This window comes from Streptomyces sp. NBC_00190 (assembly GCF_036203305.1).
Taxonomy (GTDB): domain Bacteria; phylum Actinomycetota; class Actinomycetes; order Streptomycetales; family Streptomycetaceae; genus Streptomyces.
On sequence record NZ_CP108131.1, the window covers coordinates 5,213,987 to 5,227,659 of the forward strand.

Genomic DNA, 13,673 nt, shown 5'->3' on the forward strand with positions numbered 1-13,673 from the left:
TCGGGGGGACCTCCCAGCGTTAGCTGGGGGAGAGACATGGCAGTGTGGCAGGCATGTGCGGAAGGTATGCAGCGAGCCGTGGGCCCGAGGACCTGGTGGAGGTCTTCGGCATCGAGAAGTGGGAGCCGGAGGAGACACTGGCACCCGACTGGAACGTGGCGCCGACGAAAGAGGTCCGCGTCGTCCTCGACCGTCCCGTGAAAGACGCTCCGACCCAGCGTCCGGTTCGCCAGCTGCGCGTCCTGAAGTGGGGGCTCGTTCCCTCCTGGGCCAAGAATCCCGACGGCGCCGCCCGGATGATCAATGCCCGCTCCGAGACCCTCGCCGAGAAGCCGTCCTTCCGCCGGCCCTTCGCCCAGCGCCGCTGCATCATCCCCGCCGACGGCTACTACGAGTGGGTCACCGCCCACGACGAGCGGCAGCTGGAGGTGGAGGGGGAGAAGAAGCGGGCCCGCAAGCAGCCCTACTTCGTGCTCCCCGCCGACGGCTCCGTCTTCGCCATGGCCGGGATCTACGAGTTCTGGCGCGACCGGACGCTGCCCGACGAGCACCCGCTCGCGTGGCGGGTCACCTGCTCGGTGATCACCACCGAGGCCGAGACCGGGCCGCTGGGCGTGGCTCCCGCCGAGGGGCCGCGCTCCCTGTCAGACATCCACCCGCGGATGCCGCTCATGCTGACCCCCGACCGCTGGGACGCCTGGCTGGACCCCGCGAACACCGACACCGAGGGCTCGCTGCGGCGCCTGCTGGAGCCGCCGCCGGGCGGCCTGATGCGGGCCTATCCGGTAGCGACCGCGGTGAGCAACGTCCGGAACAACGGTCCGGAGCTCCTGGAGGAGCTCGCCGCGCCGGAAGAGGCCACCCTCTTCTAGACCCTGTCGTCAACCCGTCCGCGTGCAGGATGGATCCATGACCGGATCCATGACCACGCGTACCGAGAGCGTCGACACCCCGGCGGGCGAGGCCCGCATCACCTGGCACACCGCCCGCAAGGCCCGGCTCGTCCTCGCACTGGGGCACGGCGCCGGCGGCGGGGTCGAGGCCCGCGACCTCCAGGCGCTGGCCGCCGCCCTGCCCGCCCGGGGGATCACCGTGGCCTTGGTCGAACAGCCCTGGCGAGTCGCCGGGAAGAAGGTCGCCGCCGCTCCCAAGGTGCTCGACGAGGGATGGCGCGCTCTGTGGCCGGCACTGGCCGGGCCCGGCCTGCCCGTGGTCGCGGGCGGCCGCAGCGCCGGGGCCCGGGTGGCCTGCCGGACCGCGGCGGCACTGGGCGCGGCCGGGGTGCTGGCGCTGGCGTTCCCGCTGCACCCGCCGGGCCGGCCGGAGAAGTCCCGGGCCGAGGAGCTGCTCGGCGCCGGGCTGCCCACCCTGGTGGTCCAGGGCGGCCGGGATTCCTTCGGGCGTCCGCAGGAGTTCCCGGAGTCGGCCGCGGGGGTCCCGTACACGCTGGTGGAGGTCGCGTACGCGGACCACGGCTTCGCCGTGCCGAAGAAGGCGGAGACCACCCAGGAGGAGGCCCTCGTCGTGATCACGGAGGCGGTGGCCGAGTGGCTCGCGGCCCTGGAGGCCTGACCGCGACCTGACATATTCCGGGGTGATCCGGATCACTGTGGCCCTCCGTCGGCCGCACGGGGGCCGTACGGAGGCCGAAAACCGGGCCCCGTGCGGGGAATTTGCCGCCCGCGCCTTCTGTTGTCCCGGATGTCGGTACGCACGGGATTTCGTCGGAGGAGAGGGAGCGCATGACCCAGGTCATCAGCCAGAACCGTCCGCAGGCCGCTGACCTGGACTGGACGGTGCTTCCTGCGCCGAAGCGCGGCTCGCTTCGGGCGGCGGAGGCCCGGGAAGGTCGACTATTCTCCGATTCGAGCGGGTCCGCTTTCGGAGCCGCCACGCAGTCGGAGGAGGTGGGTCCTGTCGCTGGGACCGACGAAGGCCACGCGGAGGAGACGACCCTGGAGCGCAACGCGCGCTTCGAGCGGGACGCCCTCGGCTACCTCGACCAGATGTACTCGGCCGCGCTGCGCATGACGCGCAACCCGGCCGACGCCGAGGACCTGGTCCAGGAGACGTACGCCAAGGCATACGCGTCCTTCCACCAGTTCCGCGAAGGCACCAACCTGAAGGCGTGGCTCTACCGCATTCTGACCAACACGTTCATTAACTCCTACCGCAAGAAGCAGCGCGAGCCCCAGCGCAGCGCCGCGGAGGAGATCGAGGACTGGCAGCTGGCACGCGCCGAGTCGCACATGTCGACCGGCCTGCGTTCCGCCGAGTCGCAGGCGCTCGACCACTTGCCCGATTCGGACGTGAAGGAAGCGCTCCAGGCCATTCCCGAGGAGTTCCGCATCGCGGTCTACCTTGCCGACGTAGAGGGCTTTGCGTACAAGGAGATCGCCGACATCATGGGTACACCCATCGGTACGGTCATGTCGCGACTGCACCGTGGCCGCCGTCAACTCCGTGGAATGCTGGAGGACTATGCCCGTGAGCGCGGGATGGTCCCCGCGGGCGCGGGAGAGTCGAACGACAGGAAAGGCTCGGGCTCATGAGTTGCGGAGAGCCGCACGAGACGGAGTGCTCTGAGGTCCTGGACCACCTTTACGAGTTCCTCGACCATGAGATGCCCGACAGTGACTGCACGAAGTTCGAGACACACTTCGGCGAGTGCAACCCCTGTCTGGAGAAGTACGGCCTGGAACAGGCCGTGAAGAAGCTGGTCAAGCGCTGCTGTGGATCGGACGACGTGCCGACCGACCTGCGGTCGAAGGTGATGGGCCGGATCGAGCTGATCCGGTCGGGGCAAGCCGTGCCGGACCACGACGTCACTGCCGACGTCCCCTCCGACATCGGGGCCGGCGTCACCTCCGACGTCACGGCGGATGCCACCGCGGACAATCCGGCCGCCGGCTGACGCGACGGTCGAGGGCGTGAACAACCGCCCCCGGAGAGGTACTTCGTTCACCCGAAGGTGCTAATCCAGGGGCGTCCGTATGGCGCAATACGAAAATGTGGCCCCCTTCGCCCGGGGCCCCACTTATTCTCCCCATTCGGTACCGGTCCGATTCGGTACCCGGCTTGAACGGCCCAGGGGAGGAGAACGCCATGCGGGTACTTCCTCCGGGAGCGCGCGGATACATCCTGTGCGCCGTCCTCGCGGCAGCCGCGTGCGTCGCCCCGGCCCTCGCCGGTTCCGATGCGCCCCGGGAGTCCGTGGCGCTGCTCGCCGTGCTCTACCTCGGCTGCGAGCTCGTGAAGAGCCGGCCGCTGCCGGGCGGCCGGGTTCCCGAGGGCATCGGCTCCTTCTTCCCCGTGGTGCTGGCCGCCGTCTTCCTGCTGCCGCCCGCCGCCGCCGCGCTCGTGGCGCTGCCCGGCGCCCTCGCGGGGACCGTGGTCCAACGGCCCGCCTGGGTGCGCCGGGTGTGGCACGGCGCGCAGCAGTCGATAGCCGCCTGGGCCGCCGGGCAGACGTACCAACTGCTGCGCGGCCCGGCGGCGCTGGGCTCCTCCGGGGGCTCCGGGCCGCCCGGTGCCGCGGACCCGCCCGTCTGGGTGGCCGACTTCCCGTACGTGATGCTCCCCGCGGCGGCCGCGGCCGTCGTCTTCTGCCTGGTGCTCACCGCCCTCGACGGAGGCGTCCTGGCCACCGCGGAACGCCGGCCCGCCGCCACCGCCTGGCGCGGACTGCTCACCCGGTCGCTCGCCCCGCACTGCGTGCACGGCCTGGCCGGGCTGATGATGGCCGTCATGTGGCGCAGCCCGTACGGTGTCCCGGCCGCGCTGCTCGTCCTCCTGCCGATGTACATCTCCTGCTGGGTCTTCGCCCAGTACCACCGCGAACGCGCCGCCCACCAGGCCACCATCCGCGCGCTCGTCCAGGCCGTCGACATCAAGGACCGCTACACGCGCGGCCACAGCGAACGGGTCGGCCAGGCCTCCGCGATGATCGCCCGCGAGCTGGGCATGGCCGAGGACCGCCTGGAGGTCGTCCGCATCGCCGGGATCCTGCACGACGTCGGCAAGCTCGGCGTCCCGACGCGGCTGCTGCGCAAGGACGGGCCGCTCACCCCGGAAGAGCGCCGCGTCATCGAACTGCACCCCGAGTACGGGCACGAGATGGTGCGCGGGATCGGCTTCCTCGGGGAGGCCCGGTCCGCGATCCTGCACCACCACGAGCGGGTCGACGGCTCCGGCTACCCGTACGGGCTGACCGGCGACCAGATCCCGGTACTGGCCCGGGTGGTGGCCGTGGCCGACGCCTTCGACGCGATGACCTCCACCCGCTCCTACAGCCGGGCCCGGCCCGTGGAGGCCGCCCTGGCGGAACTGGCGCGGTGCGCGGGGGCGCAGTTCGACCCGGCGATGGTGGGGGCCCTGACCGGGGCCGTCGGACGGCACGGCTGGCATCCGGTGGTCACCTCCGACGACGACCTCCAGGTGATCGGCGGCGGCTCGCCCACCGGGGGCGGGCCCGGGGCGCCGACCCTGCCCGCCCTGCCCGGCCAGGGCGCCGGCCCGGCCGTGGCCACCCCCGTGTCCCCCGCGCCACCGGGGGCCGGCACGTGAGGCCGGCCGCCGTCTGGACCGTGCGGGGCGCGGCCGCAGCACTCACCGCCGTCGGGCTCGGGCACACCCTGTGGAACGGGCTCGCCGAACCCGGCACCGCCCTGGCCTTCGGGATCCTGATCACCATCGGCGAGCTCGCCCGCCGGGAGCGCCGCGAACCCACCGACCGCCGGCCCGCGCCGCTCGGCTCCGCCGGAGCCCTCGCCTACGCCCTGCTAGGCCAGCTCGCCGGGCGGCCCACCCACCACGGGGTGCTGCAGATCGTCGCGGTCGTCGTAGCGGCCGCCCTCGCCGGGGCCGTCCCGCACGTCGCCCGGGGCCGCGGCCCCGCCGTGGACCACGTCGCCCGCCGGGTCCTCACCGTCGCCTTCGCCGCCGTCTGTTTCCAGCCTCTCTACAACTCGGGCCGCCTGGAGGAGCGGGTGGGCCAGGGCCCGTACCTCGTCCTCTTCCTGCTCCTCCTCCTCGGCCTCACCGCCCTGTGCGACGCGGTGCTCGCCGCCGCCCTCGCCGCGGCCCGGACCGGCTGGCCGTACGGGCCCCTGCTCCGCGACGAGCTGCGCGCCCAGCTCGGCATCGGCTCGGCGATCTGCGCCACGGGCGTCGTGATGGCCCTCGGCGTGGCCGGCGCGGGGCTGTGGGCCCTGCCCGTGTTCAGCGTGCCGTTGCTGCTGACCCAGATGTCCTTCCACCGGATCACCGCGATCCGCACCACCTACCGCCAGACCATCACCTCCCTGGCCCGGGCCACGGAGATCGCCGGCTACACCCCGCCCGGCCACTCCCGCCGGGTCGCCTCCCTGAGCTGCGCCGTCGGCCGGGAGCTGGGGCTGTCGGAGCGGGAGCTCACGGTGCTGGAGTACGCCGCGCTGATGCACGACATCGGGCAGCTCTCCCTCGTCGACCCGGTCCCGGACGGGGCGACCGCGCAGCTGCCCGCCGCCGAAGCCCGGCGGATCGCCGAGCTGGGCGGGGAGGTGGCCCGCCAGACCGGGGTGCCGGCCGAGGTCGCCGTGGTGGTGGAGCGGCAGGCGGATCCCTACCGGGAGCAGCCCGTCGCCGCCCGCATCGTGCGGGCGGTGAACGCGTACGACGACCTGGTCGGCGGGAACCGTCACCCGGGCGGCTCACTGGCCGCTCTGGAGCAGCTCCGCCTGGGCACCGGGCACGAGTACCAGCCGGAGGTCGTGGAGGGCTTGGCGAGGGTTCTGGCCAGGGGTGGACGTGACAGAGTTGTTCCTGTCCAACCTGGGTAACCCATGGGTAATGAGCGGCCGTCCGAGTGGGCATGGTTGGATGCCTGTAAGAGGGACCGTGAGAGTGTCCGCAAGGTTGCACTGTAGGACCGGCAGGCGGGAATCGTGAGGATCTTCGGGAAGGTACGGCATCGGCCCTCCGCCTCGTGGCGGCAGGCCACCGACCGCGCGTTCACGCTGATCGGCGACGGGCGGTACGAGGACGCGGGGGCGCTCCTGACCAGAGCCGCGGACCTGGAGCCCTGGCTGTCCGAGTCCTGGTTCAACCTGGCTCTGCTGCACAAGTTCCGGCACGACTGGGAGCAGGCGCGGTCCGCCGGGCTGCGCGCCGTGGCCCTGCTGGACCGGGAGACCGGCGCCCCGGACTGGTGGAACGTGGGGATCGCCGCGACCGCCCTGCAGGACTGGCCGCTGGCCAGGCGGGCCTGGCAGGCGTACGGGCTCAAGGTGCCCGGCGACCCGCACGGTGCCGGAGCGGGCAACGGGAAGCACGGCGGTGAGCCGGTCGGCATGGAGCTCGGCAGCGCAGCCGTGCGGCTGTCGCCCGAGGGCGAGGCCGAGGTGGTCTGGGGCCGCCGGCTGGACCCGGCCCGCATCGAGGTCCTGTCGATCCCGCTGCCCTCCTCGGGGCGCCGCTGGGGCGAGGTGGTGCTCCACGACGGGGTCCCGCACGGCGAGCGGGTCACCGCGGCCGGACCCTCGTACCCGGTCTTCGACGAGATCGAGCTGTGGGCGCCGTCGCCGGTGCCGACCTGGGTGGTGCTGCTGGAGGCGGCCGGCGAGACGGACCGCGACGCGCTGGAGCAGCTGGCCGCGGACGCGGGCTTCGCCGCCGAGGACTGGTCCTCGTCGGTGCGGCTGCTGTGCCGGACCTGTTCGGAGAGCGAGATGCCGAGCGACGAGGGGGACGGGGAGCACCTGGACCCGCACGACCACAGCGAGCCGGGGCACCCCGGACCGCTGGGTCACCGCACGGCCGGTTCCGGATCTCTGTGGGTGCCCGAGCGGGAGTGCGGCATCGCGGCTCCGGCCGGCCTGGTGCGCGGACTGCTCGACGGCTGGGTCGCCGACAGCCCGGACAGCCGGGAGTGGCGGGATCTCGAAGAAGTCTGCTGAGCCGGGCCGTAGGCTGTACGGGCACATCGGTGACTTACGGAAGGCGTACGGCGGATATGGCGCAGCAGGAGAACGAGGTTGTCGAGGCCGAGGCGGCCGGTACCGAGGTGAACGACGGGTACGTCGTGGACACCGAGGACTGTGCGGAGCGCGAGCTCGCCCACCGCGAGCGCGGCACCGCCCGCCCGATCACGGTGGTCGGCAACCCGGTCCTGCACCGCGAGTGCAAGGACGTCACCGAGTTCGGCGACGAGCTGGCGCAGCTGATCGACGACATGTTCGCCAGCCAGAAGGCCGCAGAGGGTGTGGGCCTGGCCGCGAACCAGATCGGCGTGGACGCCAAGGTCTTCGTGTACGACTGCCCGGACGACGACGGCGTGCGGCACACCGGTGTCGTGGTCAATCCGAAGCTCGTGGAGCTGCCGGCCGGCGCGCGGGTGCTGGACGACTCCAACGAGGGCTGCCTGTCGGTCCCGACGGCGTACGCCTCGCTGGCCCGCCCGGACTACGCCGAGGTCGAGGGCCACGACGCGCAGGGCAACCCGATCAAGGTGCGCGGCACCGGCTACTTCGCGCGCTGCCTGCAGCACGAGACCGACCACCTGTACGGGTACCTGTACATCGACCGGCTCTCGAAGCGGGACCGCAAGGACGCCCTGCGGCAGATGGAAGAGGGCACCCCGCGTTACGAGACCGTCCCGAACGACTGATCTCCCGCGGCGTACGCACGCGCACCTGCGGCAGGACCCCGATCCGGAACCGGATCGGGGTCCTGCCGCAGGTGCGCACGGCTCTGGACTAGCGCGGGGCAGAACCCCAGCCGCTGTCGCCGGGAACGGGGTTCGACGCGGCGTCGGCCGGAGCCGCGCCCCAGCCGCTGTCGACTGGTGCGAAACCCCAGCCGCTGTCCGCGGAAGCGGTCGCGGCCGCGCCGCCGACGAGCAGAACGGCGAACGCGGCGGCGGCGAGGATACGGGCGGTACGGGTCATAGCAGGCCCCCCTGGGCAGTGGTGAGCGGCGCGAGGCCGGACGCTGTACGGGTGCGGCCAGATCAGGCCTCATCACGGTACGATACCGCTTGACTACGCAGGGACTTGGTTTGGGCCAAAGGTTCCCTGTTTCTCGGCCAGAGCGTACCGGTCAGGCCGCGGCCTGCGGCCCCCGGAAGGTGCGCCTGAAGGCGTTCGGCGTGGTGCCGAGCGTCCGCAGGAAGTGGTGGCGCAGGGCGGCCGCGTTGCCGAAGCCGCACCGGCCCGCGATCGCGTCGACGGTCTCGTCGGTGGACTCCAGCAACTCCTGGGCCAGCAGGACCCGCTGGCGGAGCACCCACTGGTACGGGGTGGTGCCGGTCTCCTGGAGGAAGCGGCGGGCGAAGGTGCGCGGCGACATGTGCGCGCGCTCCGCGAGCTGCTCGACGGTGATCTCGCCGTCCAGGTGGCGGGCCATCCACCCGATCACCTCGCCCACCGTGTCGCAGGCCGTGCGGGGGAGCGGGCGCCGGATGAACTGCGCCTGCCCGCCGTCCCGGTGCGGCGGTACGACCATCCGCCGCGCGATGGTGTTGGCCACCTCGGCGCCCTGCTCCTGCCGTACCACGTGCAGGCAGGCGTCGATGCCCGAGGCGGTGCCCGCCGAGGTGATCACCTGGCCCTCGTCCACGTACAGCACGTCGGGGTCGACCAGGGCTCGCGGGTAGCGGCGCGTCAGGGTCGGGGCGTGCATCCAGTGGGTGGTGCAGCGGCGGCCGTCGAGCAGGCCGGCCGCGCCCAGCATGAAGGCCCCGTTGCACACGCTCAGCACCCGTGCCCCCCGGTCCACGGCCCGGCGCAGGGCCGCCAGCAGCGGCTCGGGGTACTCGCGGGTCGCGGCCCGGCGGTCGGCCGGCACGCAGATCAGGTCCGCGCTCTCCAGTCGCTCCAGGCCGTACGGGACGACGATCTCGAAATGCCCGTCGCCGGTCGGGGAGCGCCGCTCCTGCGCCGCACATACGGCGAAGTCGTAGACCGGCAGTCCCATGTCGCTGCGGTCGATTCCGAAGACCTCGCAGAAGATCCCCAGCTCGAACGGGGCGACACCGTCGACGAGAGCCACGGCCACATTGGTCAGCATGGCCCCAGTGTGGCAGTAATTCGTTCTTTGATGACAGTCCTGCCACTCGTCGATCATGGCCGAACAGGCGGACAGTGGAGGTATGAGCACTTTCGTGAACTACCTCGCCGTTCTGGTCATCGCCGCCGTCTTGCTCGGGCCCAGCCTGTACGGGGCGCGCGGCGACCGGCGGATCGACCGGCAGCTGCGGGCCGCCGCGACCCGGCTGGTGTGGCTGCCCCGCCAGCGAGCGGGCGGTCTGCCGCCCACCCCGCGCCGGCGCGGCATCCGGTTCGTCACCTGGCGTCGGGGACGCATGGCCCACTGAGCCCCGGCCCCCGAACGCGAGGAGCCGGAACGCGGTCGTCCTTCGCGTTCCGGCTCCGTGCGCACATGCGCGGACGGGCTAGAAGTCCTCGTCCAGGTCGACCGTGCCCTCGACCGCGACCTGGTAGGCCGACGGACGGCGCTCGAAGAAGTTCGTCAGCTCCTGGACGCCCTGCAGCTCCATGAAGGAGAACGGGTTCTGCGAGCCGTACACCGGCGGGAAGCCGAGGCGGACCAGTCGCTGGTCCGCGACGCACTCCAGGTACTCGCGCATCGACTCGGTGTTCATGCCCGGCAGGCCGTCGCCGCACAGGTCGCGGCCGAACTGCAGCTCCGCCTCCACGGCCTCCTTCAGCATGTCGGTGACCTGCTGCTGGAGCGCGTCGTCGAAGAGCTCCGGCTCCTCCTTGCGGACCGTGTCCACGACCTCGAACGCGAAGTTCATGTGCATGGTCTCGTCGCGGAACACCCAGTTGGTGCCGGTGGCCAGGCCGTGCAGCAGACCGCGCGAGCGGAACCAGTAGACGTACGCGAAGGCGCCGTAGAAGAACAGGCCCTCGATGCACGCGGCGAAGCAGATCAGGTTCAGCAGGAAGCGGCGCCGGTCGGAAGCCGTCTCCAGCCGGTCGATCTTCTCGACCGAGTCCATCCACTTGAAGCAGAACTGCGCCTTCTCACGGATCGACGGGATCTCCTCGACCGCGTCGAAGGCGGCCGAGCGGTCGTCCGGGTCGGGCAGGTAGGTGTCGAGCAGCGTCAGGTAGAACTGGACGTGCACGGCCTCCTCGAACAGCTGGCGCGACAGGTACAGGCGCGCCTCCGGGGAGTTGATGTGCTTGTAGAGCGTCAGCACCAGGTTGTTGGAGACGATCGAGTCGCCCGTCGCGAAGAACGCGACCAGCCGGCCGATCATGTGCTGCTCGGAGGGCGTCAGCTTCGCCAGGTCGGCGACGTCCGAGTGGAGGTCGACCTCCTCGACGGTCCAGGTGTTCTTGATCGCGTCCCGGTAGCGCTCGTAGAAGTCCGGGTAGCGCATGGGGCGGAGCGTGAGCTCGAAGCCCGGGTCCAGGAGGTTCTTGTTGTCGGTGGAGCTCATTACTGGCAGGCCTCGCAGGACTCGGGGTTCTCAAGGGAGCAGGCCAGGGCATCGGCGTCGACGGCCTGCGGGAGCGGGGTGGCGGCGGCCGGGACGGCGGAGCCGGACGCGGCGCGGGCGATCTTCGTCGCCGGGCGGGAGCGCAGGTAGTACGTGGTCTTCAGCCCCTGCTTCCAGGCGTACGCGTACATCGAGCTGAGCTTGCCGATGGTGGGCGTCTCCAGGAACAGGTTCAGCGACTGCGACTGGTCGAGGAACGGCGTACGGGCCGCCGCCATGTCGATCAGACCGCGCTGCGGGATCTCCCACGCCGTGCGGTACAGCTCGCGCACCTCGGCCGGGATCCAGCCGAAGCCCTGCACCGAGCCGCTGGACTCGCGCAGCGCCTCGCGGGTCTGGGCGTCCCACACGCCGAGCTGCTTCAGCTCGTCCACCAGGTACGCGTTGACCTGGAGGAACTCGCCGCTCAGCGTCTCGCGCTTGAAGAGGTTGGAGACCTGCGGCTCGATGCACTCGTACACACCCGCGATCGAGGCGATCGTCGCCGTCGGGGCGATGGCCAGGAGCAGCGAGTTGCGCATGCCGCTCTCGGCGACACGGGCGCGCAGCGCGTCCCAGCGCTCCGGCCAGTTCAGCTCGACGTCGTAGTGGTCCGGGTGCAGGACGCCGCGGGCGGTGCGGGTCTTGTCCCAGGCGGGCAGCGGGCCGCTGCGCTCGGCGAGGTCGCAGGAGGCCTCGTACGCGGCCAGCATGATCCGCTCGGAGAGCTTGGTGGACAGGGCCTTCGCCTCGGGGGAGTCGAAGGGCATCCGCAGCTTGAAGAAGACGTCCTGGAGGCCCATCGCACCCAGACCGACCGGGCGCCAGCGGGCGTTGGAGCGGCCGGCCTGCTCGGTCGGGTAGAAGTTGATGTCCACCACGCGGTCGAGGAAGGTCACGGCGGTGCGGACGGTCTCGTCCAGCCGCTCCCAGTCGATGTCGGGACCGTTCGCCGTGTCGATGACGAACGCGCCCATGTTGACCGAGCCGAGGTTGCAGACGGCCGTCTCGCCGTCGTTGGTGACCTCGATGATCTCGGTGCACAGGTTCGAGGAGTGGACGACCGAGCCCGGCTCGGCGGTCTGGTTCGCCGTGCGGTTGGAGGCGTCCTTGAAGGTCATCCAGCCCTGGCCGGTCTGCGCGAGGGTGCGCATCATCCGGCCGTACAGGTCGCGGGCGGGCATGGTCTTGCGGGCCAGGCCCGACTCCTCGGCCTTGCGGTAGGCGGCGTCGAACTCGTCGCCCCACAGGTCCACCAGCTCGGGTACGTCGGCCGGGGAGAACAGCGACCAGTCGGCGTCGGCGTTCACGCGGCGCATGAACTCGTCCGGCACCCAGTGGGCGAGGTTCAGGTTGTGCGTACGGCGCTGGTCCTCACCGGTGTTGTCGCGGAGCTCCAGGAACTCCTCGATGTCCGCGTGCCAGGTCTCCAGGTAGACGGCGGCGGCGCCCTTGCGCCGGCCGCCCTGGTTCACGGCGGCGACGGAGGCGTCGAGGGTCTTCAGGAACGGCACGATGCCGTTGGAGTGGCCGTTGGTGCCGCGGATCAGCGAACCGCGGGCGCGGATGCGGGAGTACGACAGACCGATGCCGCCGGCGTGCTTGGAGAGGCGGGCGACCTGGTGGTAGCGGTCGTAGATCGAGTCGAGCTCGTCCAGCGGGGAGTCCAGCAGGTAGCAGGAGGACATCTGCGGGTGCCGGGTGCCGGAGTTGAAGAGCGTGGGGGAGGAGGGCAGGTAGTCGAGGCGGCTCATCAGCCGGTACAGCGAGGCCACTTCCTCGACGGCGCGCATGCTCTCGTCCTCCGCGAGGCCGCAGGCCACGCGCAGCATGAAGAACTGCGGGGTCTCCACGACCTGGCGGGTGATCGGGTGGCGCAGCAGGTAGCGGCTGTGCAGGGTGCGCAGGCCGAAGAAGCCGAAGCGGTCGTCGGCGCCCTCGATGAGGGCGTGCTCCACCAGCGCGTCCAGGCGGCTCGCGTGGATGCGTACGAAATCGGCCGTGCGGTCGGCGATGAGCCCCTCGCGGTGCCCGACCGCGACCGACTCGGAGAAGGAGGTGGCTCCCTGGCCGGCGGCCTCGTCACGGACGGCGAGCGTCAGCAGCCGTGCGGCGAGGCGGGAGTAGGCCGGGTCCTCGGAGATGAGCCCCGCGGCGGCCTCGGTGGCCAGGGCGCGCAGTTCGGCGTCGTCGGCGGCGGAGCTGCGGCCGCGCAGCGCGGCGGCGGCGACCCGGCCGGGGTCGGTGTCGGGGAGGTCCGCCGTCAGTTCGGTGAGGGTACGCAGCAGCGTGGCCCCCGGGCCCTCGGTGTTGTCGCCAGAAGTGGACTCGGCGCGCGGTGCGGAAGGCGCGATGGTCACGGCGGGAGCTCTCCCTCGCTCGGCCCGGACATCGGCGGGGCGGGGCGCGAGCGGGCGCATGCGGGCGTGGCGGAACGCGTAGACCGCATGGCGTCCACCGGCCCAACCGCGAGGCCCGGACGTATCGGCACCCGGTTCGGTCGAGCCGGGCGCGCTGTCGGCAGGTCCTCGGACTTGGCTATGCACCGATCGGTGCACTTCATACCGTTGCGGGACAGTTCCGGATTCGCACCGGATTCCCCTGCGGCGACAGCAGGCATGAGCATACATGTGGGGGCGGCCGGATGCGGCAGCCCCTACATGTTGTGTCGGCGTGGCTACAGCTTCAACCGATAAGTGTGCAACTTCAGGTCGTCGATGGGTGACCAGTCCCGCTCGGGAGTGCGTACGAAGCCCAGTCGCGCGTAGATCCGGTGGGCGCCGGCCATGGAGTGCTGGGTGGAGAGCACCAGCGCCGTCACGCCCTCGATGGCCCGGGCCCGTTCGACGCACGCCCGCACCAGGGCCTCGCCGGCACCCTGGCCGCGAGCGTCGTGGGCCACGGCGAGCATCCGGAACTCGGCCTCGTCCGGGCCGGCGATGTCGGCGAGCGGGCTGCCGGGCGGGGCGAAGGTCACTCCGCCCAGGACCCGTCCGTCCCGTTCGGCGACGAGGACCTCGGCCTCGGCGGCCCGGCCGGCCACGTCGCGCAGCACGTGCAGGTACTCGTCGTCCTCGCCGAAGTCCAGGTGTCCGTCGGCGAGGTAGGCCCGGGCGGTGATCTCGCCCAGTTCCGCGTGGTCGGCGGGCCGCACCGGCCTGATCGTGATGTCCATGCAATCGAG

14 protein-coding genes and 1 riboswitch are annotated in these 13,673 nt (G+C 71.7%); of the genes, 9 read left to right on the forward strand and 5 right to left on the reverse strand.

All coding sequences use genetic code 11. From position 1 onward, the window contains the following. The first annotated feature begins 53 nt into the window (after nucleotides 1–53). From OG429_RS25305 to def, 8 genes are all read left to right on the forward strand, one after another. Nucleotides 54–872, forward strand: coding sequence for an SOS response-associated peptidase (locus OG429_RS25305; protein WP_328927550.1), 819 nt, complete (start codon nucleotides 54–56; stop codon nucleotides 870–872). A 37-nt stretch (nucleotides 873–909) separates the two neighbouring features. After that, on the forward strand, nucleotides 910–1,572 hold the full coding sequence (locus tag OG429_RS25310) for an alpha/beta hydrolase family protein (RefSeq protein WP_328927551.1): 663 nt from the start codon (nucleotides 910–912) through the stop codon (nucleotides 1,570–1,572). 335 nt (nucleotides 1,573–1,907) lie between these two features. Further along, on the forward strand, nucleotides 1,908–2,552 hold the full coding sequence (locus OG429_RS25315; RefSeq protein ID WP_328930412.1) for a sigma-70 family RNA polymerase sigma factor: 645 nt from the start codon (nucleotides 1,908–1,910) through the stop codon (nucleotides 2,550–2,552). Then, entirely contained in the window at nucleotides 2,549–2,914 is a 366-nt protein-coding gene (gene rsrA, locus OG429_RS25320; RefSeq protein ID WP_328927552.1) for a mycothiol system anti-sigma-R factor, read from the forward strand. The genes OG429_RS25315 and rsrA overlap by 4 nt, the downstream gene beginning before the upstream one ends. Nucleotides 2,915–3,105: 191 nt before the next feature. Next, nucleotides 3,106–4,566: an HD-GYP domain-containing protein gene (locus OG429_RS25325; protein WP_328927553.1), complete on the forward strand. Its 1,461-nt coding sequence runs from the start codon at nucleotides 3,106–3,108 to the stop codon at nucleotides 4,564–4,566. Then, entirely contained in the window at nucleotides 4,563–5,822 is a 1,260-nt protein-coding gene (locus tag OG429_RS25330; RefSeq protein WP_328927554.1) for an HD-GYP domain-containing protein, read from the forward strand. Before OG429_RS25325 ends, OG429_RS25330 begins: the two co-directional genes overlap by 4 nt. Nucleotides 5,823–5,927: 105 nt before the next feature. Beyond that, nucleotides 5,928–6,938 (forward strand): tetratricopeptide repeat protein, encoded by a 1,011-nt coding sequence (locus OG429_RS25335; protein ID WP_328927555.1) that lies wholly within the window; start codon nucleotides 5,928–5,930, stop codon nucleotides 6,936–6,938. Nucleotides 6,939–6,994: 56 nt separating this feature from the next. After that, nucleotides 6,995–7,648, forward strand: coding sequence for a peptide deformylase (gene def, locus OG429_RS25340; RefSeq protein WP_328927556.1), 654 nt, complete (start codon nucleotides 6,995–6,997; stop codon nucleotides 7,646–7,648). A gap of 88 nt (nucleotides 7,649–7,736) precedes the next feature. Here def and OG429_RS25345 read toward each other — a convergent pair whose 3' ends face one another. Both OG429_RS25345 and OG429_RS25350 read right to left on the reverse strand, forming a co-directional pair. Then, nucleotides 7,737–7,928, reverse strand: coding sequence for a hypothetical protein (locus OG429_RS25345; protein WP_328927557.1), 192 nt, complete (start codon nucleotides 7,926–7,928; stop codon nucleotides 7,737–7,739). Between the two features lie 151 nt (nucleotides 7,929–8,079). Beyond that, complete coding sequence (locus OG429_RS25350; RefSeq protein WP_328927558.1) at nucleotides 8,080–9,048, reverse strand: helix-turn-helix domain-containing protein; 969 nt, start codon at nucleotides 9,046–9,048, stop codon at nucleotides 8,080–8,082. Nucleotides 9,049–9,130: 82 nt separating this feature from the next. Here OG429_RS25350 and OG429_RS25355 point away from each other — a divergent pair, with 82 nt between their 5' ends. After that, nucleotides 9,131–9,355, forward strand: coding sequence for a hypothetical protein (locus OG429_RS25355; protein ID WP_328927559.1), 225 nt, complete (start codon nucleotides 9,131–9,133; stop codon nucleotides 9,353–9,355). A 78-nt stretch (nucleotides 9,356–9,433) separates the two neighbouring features. Here the strand turns inward: OG429_RS25355 and OG429_RS25360 are convergent, their stop codons facing one another. The 3 genes from OG429_RS25360 to OG429_RS25370 all read right to left on the reverse strand — a co-directional run bounded on the left by OG429_RS25360 (nucleotide 9,434) and on the right by OG429_RS25370 (nucleotide 13,664). Beyond that, complete coding sequence (locus OG429_RS25360) at nucleotides 9,434–10,450, reverse strand: ribonucleotide-diphosphate reductase subunit beta (RefSeq protein ID WP_328927560.1); 1,017 nt, start codon at nucleotides 10,448–10,450, stop codon at nucleotides 9,434–9,436. Continuing rightward, on the reverse strand, nucleotides 10,450–12,849 hold the full coding sequence (locus OG429_RS25365; RefSeq protein ID WP_328927561.1) for a ribonucleoside-diphosphate reductase subunit alpha: 2,400 nt from the start codon (nucleotides 12,847–12,849) through the stop codon (nucleotides 10,450–10,452). Before OG429_RS25365 ends, OG429_RS25360 begins: the two co-directional genes overlap by 1 nt. A gap of 142 nt (nucleotides 12,850–12,991) precedes the next feature. Further along, a riboswitch (cobalamin riboswitch) is annotated at nucleotides 12,992–13,115 on the reverse strand. A 51-nt stretch (nucleotides 13,116–13,166) separates the two neighbouring features. Further along, nucleotides 13,167–13,664 (reverse strand): GNAT family N-acetyltransferase, encoded by a 498-nt coding sequence (locus OG429_RS25370; RefSeq protein ID WP_328927562.1) that lies wholly within the window; start codon nucleotides 13,662–13,664, stop codon nucleotides 13,167–13,169. Nucleotides 13,665–13,673: the final 9 nt, after the last annotated feature.

Coding starts and splice junctions, on each gene's coding strand:
- OG429_RS25305 (WP_328927550.1), top strand. CDS start 54: ATGTGCGGAAGGTATGCAGCGAGCCGTGGGCCCGAGGACCTGGTGGAG.
- OG429_RS25310 (WP_328927551.1), top strand. CDS start 910: ATGACCGGATCCATGACCACGCGTACCGAGAGCGTCGACACCCCGGCG.
- rsrA (WP_328927552.1), top strand. CDS start 2,549: ATGAGTTGCGGAGAGCCGCACGAGACGGAGTGCTCTGAGGTCCTGGAC.
- OG429_RS25325 (WP_328927553.1), top strand. CDS start 3,106: ATGCGGGTACTTCCTCCGGGAGCGCGCGGATACATCCTGTGCGCCGTC.
- def (WP_328927556.1), top strand. CDS start 6,995: ATGGCGCAGCAGGAGAACGAGGTTGTCGAGGCCGAGGCGGCCGGTACC.
- OG429_RS25345 (WP_328927557.1), bottom strand. CDS start 7,928: ATGACCCGTACCGCCCGTATCCTCGCCGCCGCCGCGTTCGCCGTTCTG.
- OG429_RS25350 (WP_328927558.1), bottom strand. CDS start 9,048: ATGCTGACCAATGTGGCCGTGGCTCTCGTCGACGGTGTCGCCCCGTTC.
- OG429_RS25355 (WP_328927559.1), top strand. CDS start 9,131: ATGAGCACTTTCGTGAACTACCTCGCCGTTCTGGTCATCGCCGCCGTC.
- OG429_RS25360 (WP_328927560.1), bottom strand. CDS start 10,450: ATGAGCTCCACCGACAACAAGAACCTCCTGGACCCGGGCTTCGAGCTC.
- OG429_RS25370 (WP_328927562.1), bottom strand. CDS start 13,664: ATGGACATCACGATCAGGCCGGTGCGGCCCGCCGACCACGCGGAACTG.